Origin of the sequence: Actinoplanes awajinensis subsp. mycoplanecinus, assembly GCF_001509495.1 — a bacterium.
Classification (GTDB): Bacteria; Actinomycetota; Actinomycetes; order Mycobacteriales; family Micromonosporaceae; genus Actinoplanes; species Actinoplanes palleronii.
Map to the genome: position 1 here is coordinate 37,410 of NZ_LLZH01000324.1, position 9,658 is coordinate 47,067.

Sequence of the window (9,658 nt, forward strand, 5' to 3'; positions counted from 1 at the left end):
CAGACTCGCGCTCGTGCCAACCTACCGGGACTGTTTCGCCACGCCGCAATTCACGCCGCTGTTCGTCGCCACCTCGGCGAACGTGGCCGCCGGAACCCTGCGCGGAGTCGCCCTCGCCGTCGTTGTCTACCACGCCACCGCCTCGCCGCTGCTGGCCGCGCTGAGCCTGTTCGGCTCGCACTTCGCGCAGGTCGTGGGGGCCATGACGCTGTTGTCGGCGGCCGACCGGGTGCCGCCCCGGGTCGCGCTGGTCGCCATCCACCTGCTGACCGCGCTCGGCTCGGCGGTGCTGGCCGTGCCCGGCATCCCGCTCGCCGCGATGTTCGTGGTGATCGGCGTGAGTGGACTGATCGGCTCGGTGCACGGCGGGGTGCGCTGGGGCCTGCTCGGTGAGATCCTGCCGGAGCGCGACTACCTGACCGGGCGCTCGGTGTTCAACATGGCCGTCGGCGCGACGCAGATCGCCGGCTTCGCGGCCGGTGGTGCGCTGATCGCGCTGGTCGGTGCGGGTGACGCGTTGCTGGCGGCGGCCGGGATGTCGCTGACGGCGGCGCTGATCGCCGGGTTCGGGCTGAGCGCCCGGCCGCCACGGGCCACCGGGCGGGCGTCGGTCGCCGCGACGTGGCGGGTCAACGTCGAGCTGCTGCGGTCGCCGGAGCGGCGCTACCTCTACCTCGAGGCGTGGATCCCGGGTGGGCTGGCGGTGGGCAACGAGGCGCTGTTCGTTCCGTACCGTCCGGCGGGCGCGAGTGTGCTGTTCATCGCGGGTGCGGCGGGCATGCTGGCCGGCGACGCGACGGTCGGGCGGTGGGTGCTGGCGCGGTGGCGGGCGCGGCTGCTGATGCCGCTGCAACTGCTGCTGGGCGTACCGTATCTGCTCTTTGCGCTGCCGCTGACCCTGCCGGCCGCAGCGGTCGCGATCGCTGCGGCGTCGGCGGGTTTCGCCGGTGGACTGATCCTCCAGCAGCGGATCGTGGACGCGACACCCGAGGCGCTGCGCGGTCAGGCGCACGGGCTGCACTCGGCCGGGATGTTCACCATGCAGGCGGTGGGTGCGTCGCTGGCCGGAACGATCGCGCAGCAGCTGCGGGTGGGCGACGCGATCGCCGTCATGGCGGTGCTGACGCTGACGAGCGCGGTCTGGCTGACCCGCGGTCGCCGGCATCGCCCCCAGCCTTGCGGTGCTTGCGTGGGGAGTTTGGGTGCGGAGCGCGCCGCAAGTCCCCACGCTGGCGGGTTGCGGTGCTTGCGTGGGGAGTTGGGGTGCGGAGCGCGCCGTAAGTCCCCACGCTGGGCGAGGGCTGGGGTCTAGAGGCGGAAACGGTCGGAGACCAGCCTCAGCTGGTGCGACAGCTGGGCGAGCTCGACCGCGGCCGCCTCGGTCTGGTTCGCGGCCTCGTGGGTCAGTGTCGTGGTGTCGCTGACCCGGCCGATCGAGCCGGCCACCGCGGCCGCGGACCGTTCGGCCACGTCGACGTTCGCGACGATCTGGCCGGTGGCCGCGGTCTGCGCCTCCACCGCCGTCGAGATGGACTGTTGCAGCCGGTCGATCTGCGAGATGACCTGGCCGATCCGGCCGATCGCCTCGAACGCGCCGGCCGTGTCGGCCTGCATGGCGGTGACCTTCGCGGAGATGTCCCCGGTCGCCGAGGCGGTCTCCCGGGACAGGTCCTTCACCTCGCCGGCCACCACCGCGAACCCCTTGCCCTGTTCGCCGGCCCGGGCGGCCTCGATGGTGGCGTTCAGGGCGAGCAGGTTGGTCTGCTCGGCGATCGAGGTGATGATGCTGATCACGGCGGACACCTCGTCGCTCGAGGTCCGGAGCCGTTCGATCATGCGGTTGGCGTCCGCGGCCAGGCCGACGGCCTCCCGGGCGACGGTGTCGGCCTCGCCGACCGCGGCGGTGATCTCCTGGATCGAGATGTTCAGGCCGCGGGCCGCCGTGGTGGTCTCACCGATGCTCGCGGTCACCTGGCCGATGTCCTGGTTCGCCTCGGAGGCCTCGGCCGAGGCGGTGCCGGCTCCCGCGGAGAGGTGCCGGCTGGTGGCCGACAGCTCCTCGGAGGCGGCAGCCACCGAACCGGCGTTGTCGCTGATCTCGGCGGCGGCGCTGCGCAGCGCACCGACGATGGTGTTCAGGCTGGTGCCGAGCTGGGCCAGCTCGTCGTTGCCGCCGAGCCGGGCGTCGACGGTCAGGTCGTAGGCGGCGATCGACCGGGCGGCAGACAGGCAGCTGTTGACCCGCTGGGCGATCCGGCGGGCGAGCAGCAGGGCCGCGCCGCCGAGCAGCAGGCCGGCGAGCAGGCCGACCACCACGGTCAGCGTCTTGGAGCGGTCGGCCTGCGAGGTGGCCACCGCGTACTCGGTGGTGACCCGCTCGTTGATCGCGGTCTGCAGCGCGCTGATCGCGGCGGCGGCCTTGGTGTCCACGTCGTCGTAGGCGGGCCGGGCGGCCAGGGCCGCTGTCCGTTTCGGATCGGAGGCCACCCGGCTGGCCAGGGTGACGATCCGCTGACCGGAGGCGATCAGTTCGTTGAGGATCGGGAGCACGGCGTCGGCCTGGGTGCGGACCTGCGGCGCGTAGCGGACCACGTCGTCCACACCGGCCCGGAACTGGTGGACGTTCGCCCCGAGCTTGTCCAGGACACCCTGGCGCTCGGTCGCGTCGTTGGTGACCAGCGCGTTCAGCACGTTCCCGCGGAACAGCGCGCGGGCGATGTCGGCGGACTGGGCGGCCTGCAGCGCGGCCGCGGCGTTACGGGCCGAGGACTGCTGATCCGCGAGGGTGGACGTCCCGCTGTATCCGATCGCGCCGGCCACCGCGACCAGCAGGAAGCCGGCGACCGCGAGGACCGCGATCTGACGGCGGATGGTGAAAGTCATGATGACCTCCTACCGCCAGGCTAATGACGAAATTTCCGGTTCGGACCGTTTCGCTCAGCCCGCTGGCTGATCGGCCGAAAGGGAGGATATGAGGCGAAGCATCGCTCTCCTCGTTGTCGGACTTTTCCTGGGCGCGGCCGGCTGCGGCTCGGGTGCGGACAGCGAGACCCGGCCCGTCGACCGCCTGGCCGAGGCCCACGCCACGCTGCCCGCGTCGGTCAAGGACTCGGGTGTGCTGGTCGGCGGCACCGACCCGACGTTCGAGCCGATGACGTTCAAGGACGGCAGCACCTACACCGGCCTGGACGTCCAGCTGGTCGAGGCGATCGCCGGCAAGCTCGGGCTGCGCGTCGAGTGGAAGACGGTCAGCTTCGGTGACCTGCTCGGCCAGATCGAGCAGCACACCATCGACGTGTCGGTCTCCTCGATGTTCGACCGGGCCGAGCGTCAGAAGAAGGCCGACTTCGTCAACTACCTGAACGCCGGCACGTCCATCGTCGTGGCCAAGGGCACCGGCGACATCGGCGGGATGTCCGGGCTCTGCGGCCGCCGGGTGGCGGTGCAGCCGGACACGGTCTACGTCGACATGGTGTCCGCTCAGGGCGCCAAGTGCGCGAAGAAGAAGCTCCGCCTGGTCCGCTCGTCCGCCCCGTCGGCGAGCGTGGCCGGTGGTGCCGCCGACGCCGCGCTCAACGACTTCCCGATCGCCGCGCTCGACGTGCAGCGCAACGCCCGGCTGGAATTGTCCGGTCCGCAGATCGAGGCCATTCCGTACGGCATCGGCGTCGCCAAGGACCGCGCGACCCTGACCGCGGCGATCCAGGTCGCGCTGTACTCGTTGATCGACGACGGCACCTACGACGCGCTGCTGACCACGTGGAAGGTCACCGAAGGGGCGCTGCGCACCGGCGCGATCAACGGCGGCGCCTGAGGCCCGTGACGTCACCGGATGCCTGGTGGGTCACTACCGGTGTGATCACCGTGACGATGCTTTAAAACCTACTGGAGTTGTAGGGTTGGCCGCGTTGCCAACAAGATCAACTCTGGAGGGTCGGCCGATGTCTCAGGAGCATGTCGCCTGGCAGGAGGGCCGCCGGGCCGCAGTCACCGCGCCCACCGGCAACCTCGCCCTGATCGAGACGCGCTGGGGCGCCGACGACCCGGACGCCGCGCTCGCCGGACAGCCCGCGACCGTCACCGCCACCCGGCTGCGCCGGCTGAACCCGCTCACCAAGGCCGTCGAGCACGGCGTCCGGCTCTGGGACGCGGCGTCGCCGGCGATCCGGGACTTCGACCGGATCGACACTCATCCGTACGACCCGGCCTGGGTCCTCGAGGCGCGCTACACCGACGTGGCCGAGGACCGGAAGGTGGCGTTCGAGCACGCCCAGGACGCCGGTTTCACCCGTGACCTGCCGGTGCCCGGTGACCTGCACCTCACCCTCGACGGCCGGGACTACACGCTGAGCGCGTTCGACGACGACGGCACTCTGCTGCTCGTCTTCGGCGACCCGACGAACCGCTCCAGCACGTACGGATCAGGTCGGTTCTTGTTCGTCGAACGGACGACCGGAACCGATCGGGTCGTCCTGGACTTCAACCGGGCCTTCGTGCCGCCGTGCGGGTTCTCGGAGCACTACAACTGTCCGCTCCCGCCGCCGCAGAACCGCCTTGCCGTGCCGGTCGAAGCGGGCGAGAAGCTTCCCGTATTCCGTACCAAACTGGAGAAATAGTCGTGCGTAAGATACTGGCCGTCGTCACCGCGCTGAGCCTGGCCGGCGTGCTGGCCGCCTGTGGTGACAGCAAGAGCGAGAGCACCACCCCGAAGACCGACGCGATCATCCAGATCGGCTCGGTCTACGAGCCGCAGAACCTGGACAACACCGCCGGCGGCGGGCAGGGCGTCACCGAGGCGCTGAACGGCAACGTCTACGAGGGCCTGTTCAAGCTCACCGACACCGGTGCCGTCGAGCCGCTGCTGGCCAAGGACCAGAAGGTCAGCGACGACGGCCTGACCTACACGTTCACCCTGCAGCCGGGCGTGAAGTTCCAGTCCGGCAAGGCGCTGACCTCGGCCGACGTCAAGGCCAGCATCGAGGCCGTGACCGCGGAGAACTCCAAGTCGGCCCGCAAGAGCAACCTCGCGGTGATCAAGTCGATCGCCACGCCGGATGACGCCACCGTGGTGGTCACGCTGTCCAGCCGGTCGATCTCGTTCGTCTACAACCTGAGCTACGTCTGGATCGTCAACTCCGCCGCGACCGACCGCACCACGAAGGCCGACGGCACCGGGCCCTACCAGCTCGGCGACTGGAAGCGCGGCTCGACGTTGAGCCTGACCCGCTTCGACGGCTACTGGGGCACCAAGGCGGCGAACGCCGGTGTGGTCTTCCACTACTTCACCGACGCGACCGCGCTGAACAACGCGCTGCTGACCAACGCGGTCGACGTGGTCACCAGCGAGCAGAGCCCGGACGCGCTCGCCCAGTTCAGCGGCAACCCGGCCTACCAAGTCAACGACGGCAAGGGCACCACGAAGCTGCTGCTGGCGTTCAACGACAAGGTCGCGCCGTTCAACAACGTGCAGGTGCGTCAGGCGGTCAGCCAGGCCATCGACGACAAGAAGCTGCTCACCTCGATCTGGGGCGAGTACGGCACCCCGATCGGCTCGATGGTCCCGCCCAGCGACCCCTGGTACGAGGACCTGACCTCGGTGAACGCCTACAACGTGGACAGTGCCAAGCAGCTGCTCGCCACGGCCGGCTTCCCGAACGGCTTCACCTTCACGCTGGACACCCCGAGTTACGACCCGCACCCCACCGCGGCCACGTTCATCAAGTCGGAGCTGGCCAAGGTCGGCATCACCGTGACCATCAACACCATCACGGCCGACGAGTGGTACACGAAGGTCTACCAGAAGCGTGACTTCGTGGCGACGCTGCAGGAGCACGTCAACGACCGCGACGTGGTCTGGTACGGCAACCCGGACTTCTACTGGGGCTACAGCAACAAGCAGGTCACCGAGCAGATCACCGCGGCCGAGCAGGCGAAGACCACCGACGAGCAGACCGCGCTGCTCAAGCAGGCCAACAAGACCATCGCGACGGAGGCGGCCAGCGACTGGCTCTACCTCTACCCGCAGATCGTGGTGGCCTCCGCGAAGCTCACCGGCTACCCGGTCAACGGCCTCAACGCCCAGTTCTTCGCGTACGGCATCACCAAGAGCTGATGAGTCACTACCTGGTGCGGCGGACAGCGATCCTTCTGGGGTCGCTGTTCCTCGCCGCGGTGGCGTTGTTCGTGCTGCTGCGCCTGCTGCCCGGCGACCCGGCGAACGCCCTGCTGCCGGTCGGCGCCACTCCGGACCAGATCGACGCGGCCCGCCGTGAGCTGGGCACCGACGCGTCGCTGCCGTCGCAGTTCCTCAGCTGGCTGGCCGGCATCGCCCGTCTCGACCTGGGCAAGTCGCTGATCAGCACGCTGCCGGTCGGCCCGGAGATCACCGCGCGGCTGCCGGTCACGGTGCCGCTGACCCTTACCGCTTTTGTGCTCGCGGTGCTGGTCGCGGTCCCGGTCGGGGTGCTGGCCGCGGCCCGCGCCGACCGCTGGTACGGCCCGGTGATCAACGCGGTCACGCAGCTCGGCATCGCGGTCCCGGCCCTCTGGCTCGGCCTGCTGCTGATCGCGGGCTTCGCCCTCAACCTCCACGTTCTTCCGGCCGGCGGTTTCCCGCCGGACGGCTGGGCCGATCCCGGCCTCGCCCTTCAGTCACTGATCCTGCCGTGTCTCACTGTCGCTCTGGTCATGGCCGCTTCGATGATTCGGTACGTACGGGCAGCCACCCTCGACGTGCTCGGCGCGGACTATCTGCGCACCGCGCGGGCGCTCGGCGCGGGCGCCCGGGAGGCGATGTGGCGGCACGGGCTGCGCAACGCCGCGGTGCCGGTGATCGCGGTCCTGGCCATGGAACTGGCCACCACGTTCCTGGGCGCGGTCGTGGTGGAGAGCGTGTTCGCCCTGCCCGGCCTGGGCAGCCTGCTGGTTCGCGGGATCAGCCAGCACGACTACCCGGTGATCCAGGGCGTGATGCTGGTCAGCACGGCCACCGTGCTGGTCGTCGGGTTCCTCGGCGACGTCGCCCAGCGCCTCGTCGACCCGCGCCTGCGTCTGCGGAGCGCGTCGTGAGCCGCCGTCGTTCGGTCCACCTGGCGATCGGGCTCGCGCTCGTGCTGCTGGTCGTCGGGGCGGTGCTCATGTCGTACGTCTGGTTGCCGTTTGCTCCTGATGACACGTCGGGTGGGCGGCTGACCGCGCCCGGGGGCGACCACCTGCTCGGCACCGACAAGCTCGGCCGGGACCTGTTCACCCAGCTGCTGATCGGCGGGCGGATCGCGCTCGGCACCGCGCTCGGTGCGGTGGCCGTCGGCGGGGTGCTCGGGGTCGGCGCCGGGCTGCTGGCCGGGTTCGCCACCCGCTGGCGCGACGACGTCGCCGCGGTGACGCTGGACATCCTGATCGCGTTCCCGACCCTGCTGCTGGCCATGCTGATCGTGGCCGGCGCGGGTGCGTCGCTGGGCACCGCGATCCTGGCGATCGGGCTGGCGATGGCCGCGATCGTGGCCCGGCTGACCCGGGTGCTGGTCAAGCAGGTGCTGACCCGCGACTACATCACCGCGGCCCGGATCGCCGGCATCTCCTGGCCGCGGATCGTTCTCGGCCACGTACTGCCCAACATCGGGCCGGTGGTGCTGGTGAACCTGGCGCTGCAGGCCGGGCTCGCGGTGCTGGCCGAGGCGAGCCTGTCCTATCTGGGCCTGGGCACGCCACCGGCGAACGCGTCGTGGGGCCGGATGCTCTTCGAGGCGCAGGCCACCGTGCTGACCGCGCCGGTCGCCGCGCTCGCGCCGGGGCTGGCCCTGGTGGTGCTGGTGGTCGGGGTGAACCTGAGCGCCGACGGGCTGCGCGACCTGACCGATCCGACCCGCAGGAGGAGCCGATGACCCTGCTCGTGGTTTCCGGACTCACCGTGCGTGACCAGGCCGGGACGGTGCTGGTGGAGGACGTCTCGTTCACCGTCGAGGCCGGTGAGCGGATCGGGTTGATCGGCGAGTCCGGGTCGGGCAAGTCGCTGACCGCGCTCGCCGTGGCCGGCCTGCTCCCGCCCGGCATCACCGCCACCGGCACGGCCCTGGTCGACGGCGTCGACATCATCGCGGCGCCTGTCGACATGATCTCGGCGTCGGAGAAGGCCCGCACCGGCGTCCGCGGGAAGATCGTGAGCACGGTCTTTCAGGAGCCGCTGACCGCTCTCGACCCGCTGATGACCGCGGGCCGGCAGATCGCCGTGCCGTTGCGCCGGTTCCGTGGTCTGCGCGGCAGCGCGCTGCGCGCGGCGGTGGGCGCGGCCCTGGACGAGGTGCGACTGACCGACACCGATCGGATCGCCGGCTCCTATCCGCACCAGCTCTCCGGCGGGCAGCGCCAGCGGGTGGCGATCGCGATGGCGCTGGCCTGCCGGCCCCGGCTGCTGATCGCCGACGAGCCGACCACCGCGCTCGACGTCACCGTCCAGGCCGAGATCCTCGACCTGCTGGACAGCCTGGTCGCCGCGCACGGCAGCGCGCTGCTGTTCATCACGCACGACCTGCCGGTGGCCGCCCGGGTCGCCCGGCACACCCACGTGCTGCGCTCCGGCCGGATCGTCGAGTCGGGCCCGATCGCCGAGCTGATCACCGCGCCGGTTCACGAGTACACCCGCACGCTCGTCGCCGCGGCCCGCCGCTTCGACGCCGCCCTGGAGGGACTCACCCGTGCCTGAACCGATCATCGAGGCCGACCGGGTCGGCTACGCGTACGGAAAAGGTCCCGCGGCCCTGACCGACGTCTCCCTCGCGGTGCACGCGGGCCGGAACGTCGCACTGGTCGGGGAGTCGGGGGCGGGCAAGACCACCCTGCTGCGGCTGCTGCTCGGCCTGACCCGGCCGACCAGCGGCGTGATCCGGCACGCGGGGGAGCCGCTGACCCGCGACCGGCTGCCCGGGTATCGGCGGGCGGTGCAGGCGGTGTTCCAGGACCCGTACTCGTCGCTGGACCCCCGGCAGCGGATCGCGCGGATCGTCGCGGAGCCGCTGCGGGGGCTGGGGCTGGGCGCCGACCCGGTGCGGGTGGCCGAGGCGCTGACGGCGGTGGGGCTGCCCGAGGACGCCGGGCGGCGGTATCCGCACGAGTTCTCCGGCGGGCAGCGGCAGCGGATCGCGATCGCCCGCGCGATCGTGTGCCACCCACGGCTGCTGCTCGCGGACGAGCCGGTCAGCGCGCTGGACCTGACCACCCGGGTGCGGATCGTGGACCTGCTGGCCTCGCTCTGCGCCGAACGGGACCTGACCATCCTGCTGATTTCGCACGATCTCGGGGTGGTGGCCGAGCTGTGCGAGCACACGGCGGTGCTGCAGCGGGGGCGGATCGTGGAGCAGGGCGCGACCCGAGAGGTGCTGCGGGCGCCGGGTCATCCGTACACCAAAGCCTTGCTCGCCGGTGTGCCCCGCCTCCCGGAAGCTGCGCAACCGCGCTGACCCGCCGCCATCCTGCCCACCGTCCACGGCCGCGCCGTAGCGCGGGCCTCGGGCGCGGCGCGGGTGTCCGGCTGGTGCTCAGGGGTGCCTCAAGGGCGTTGAGGCACCCCTGAGTCATCTTGTCTCCTTCGGGTGACGTCTCGCGGACGTGAAAATAGGGCGGGTTGCGGGTTGGTTGGGGTTGAGGGGTTGCCTGTTAACGC

At 71.0% G+C, this 9,658-nt stretch carries 9 protein-coding genes; 8 read left to right on the plus strand and 1 reads right to left on the minus strand.

Features of this window, described 5'->3' with window-relative positions; genetic code table 11:
• Positions 1–13: 13 nt before the first annotated feature.
• Positions 14–1,312, plus strand: coding sequence for an MFS transporter (locus tag ADL15_RS44405; protein WP_198171275.1), 1,299 nt, complete (start codon positions 14–16; stop codon positions 1,310–1,312).
• Here the strand turns inward: ADL15_RS44405 and ADL15_RS44410 are convergent.
• Entirely contained in the window at positions 1,309–2,883 is a 1,575-nt protein-coding gene (locus ADL15_RS44410) for a methyl-accepting chemotaxis protein (protein ID WP_067705549.1), read from the minus strand. The two genes, ADL15_RS44405 and ADL15_RS44410, sit on opposite strands and share 4 nt — an antisense overlap.
• Positions 2,884–2,971: 88 nt before the next feature.
• Between ADL15_RS44410 and ADL15_RS44415 the strand changes: the two genes are divergently transcribed.
• From ADL15_RS44415 to ADL15_RS44445, 7 genes are all read left to right on the plus strand, one after another.
• Positions 2,972–3,814 (plus strand): transporter substrate-binding domain-containing protein, encoded by an 843-nt coding sequence (locus ADL15_RS44415; RefSeq protein ID WP_067705551.1) that lies wholly within the window; start codon positions 2,972–2,974, stop codon positions 3,812–3,814.
• A gap of 127 nt (positions 3,815–3,941) precedes the next feature.
• Positions 3,942–4,616: a DUF1684 domain-containing protein gene (locus tag ADL15_RS44420; protein WP_067705553.1), complete on the plus strand. Its 675-nt coding sequence runs from the start codon at positions 3,942–3,944 to the stop codon at positions 4,614–4,616.
• A gap of 2 nt (positions 4,617–4,618) precedes the next feature.
• Positions 4,619–6,112: an ABC transporter substrate-binding protein gene (locus ADL15_RS44425; protein ID WP_198171276.1), complete on the plus strand. Its 1,494-nt coding sequence runs from the start codon at positions 4,619–4,621 to the stop codon at positions 6,110–6,112.
• Entirely contained in the window at positions 6,112–7,068 is a 957-nt protein-coding gene (locus ADL15_RS44430) for an ABC transporter permease (protein ID WP_067705555.1), read from the plus strand. Before ADL15_RS44425 ends, ADL15_RS44430 begins: the two co-directional genes overlap by 1 nt.
• Positions 7,065–7,883: an ABC transporter permease gene (locus tag ADL15_RS44435; RefSeq protein WP_067705557.1), complete on the plus strand. Its 819-nt coding sequence runs from the start codon at positions 7,065–7,067 to the stop codon at positions 7,881–7,883. The genes ADL15_RS44430 and ADL15_RS44435 overlap by 4 nt, the downstream gene beginning before the upstream one ends.
• The gene (locus tag ADL15_RS44440) at positions 7,880–8,701 is read left to right on the plus strand and encodes an ATP-binding cassette domain-containing protein (protein WP_067705559.1); all 822 of its coding nucleotides are present in this window, start codon (positions 7,880–7,882) and stop codon (positions 8,699–8,701) included. Before ADL15_RS44435 ends, ADL15_RS44440 begins: the two co-directional genes overlap by 4 nt.
• Positions 8,694–9,455 carry an ABC transporter ATP-binding protein gene (locus tag ADL15_RS44445; protein WP_067705561.1) on the plus strand — a complete coding sequence of 254 codons (762 nt, stop codon included), beginning with the start codon at positions 8,694–8,696 and terminating at the stop codon, positions 9,453–9,455. The genes ADL15_RS44440 and ADL15_RS44445 overlap by 8 nt, the downstream gene beginning before the upstream one ends.
• The last annotated feature ends 203 nt before the right edge of the window (positions 9,456–9,658 follow it).

What these genes read in the sequence shown, in the direction of transcription:
- ADL15_RS44410 (WP_067705549.1), bottom strand. Translation starts at nt 2,883, where the DNA reads ATGACTTTCACCATCCGCCGTCAGATCGCGGTCCTCGCGGTCGCCGGC.
- ADL15_RS44415 (WP_067705551.1), top strand. Translation starts at nt 2,972, where the DNA reads ATGAGGCGAAGCATCGCTCTCCTCGTTGTCGGACTTTTCCTGGGCGCG.
- ADL15_RS44420 (WP_067705553.1), top strand. Translation starts at nt 3,942, where the DNA reads ATGTCTCAGGAGCATGTCGCCTGGCAGGAGGGCCGCCGGGCCGCAGTC.
- ADL15_RS44430 (WP_067705555.1), top strand. Translation starts at nt 6,112, where the DNA reads ATGAGTCACTACCTGGTGCGGCGGACAGCGATCCTTCTGGGGTCGCTG.
- ADL15_RS44440 (WP_067705559.1), top strand. Translation starts at nt 7,880, where the DNA reads ATGACCCTGCTCGTGGTTTCCGGACTCACCGTGCGTGACCAGGCCGGG.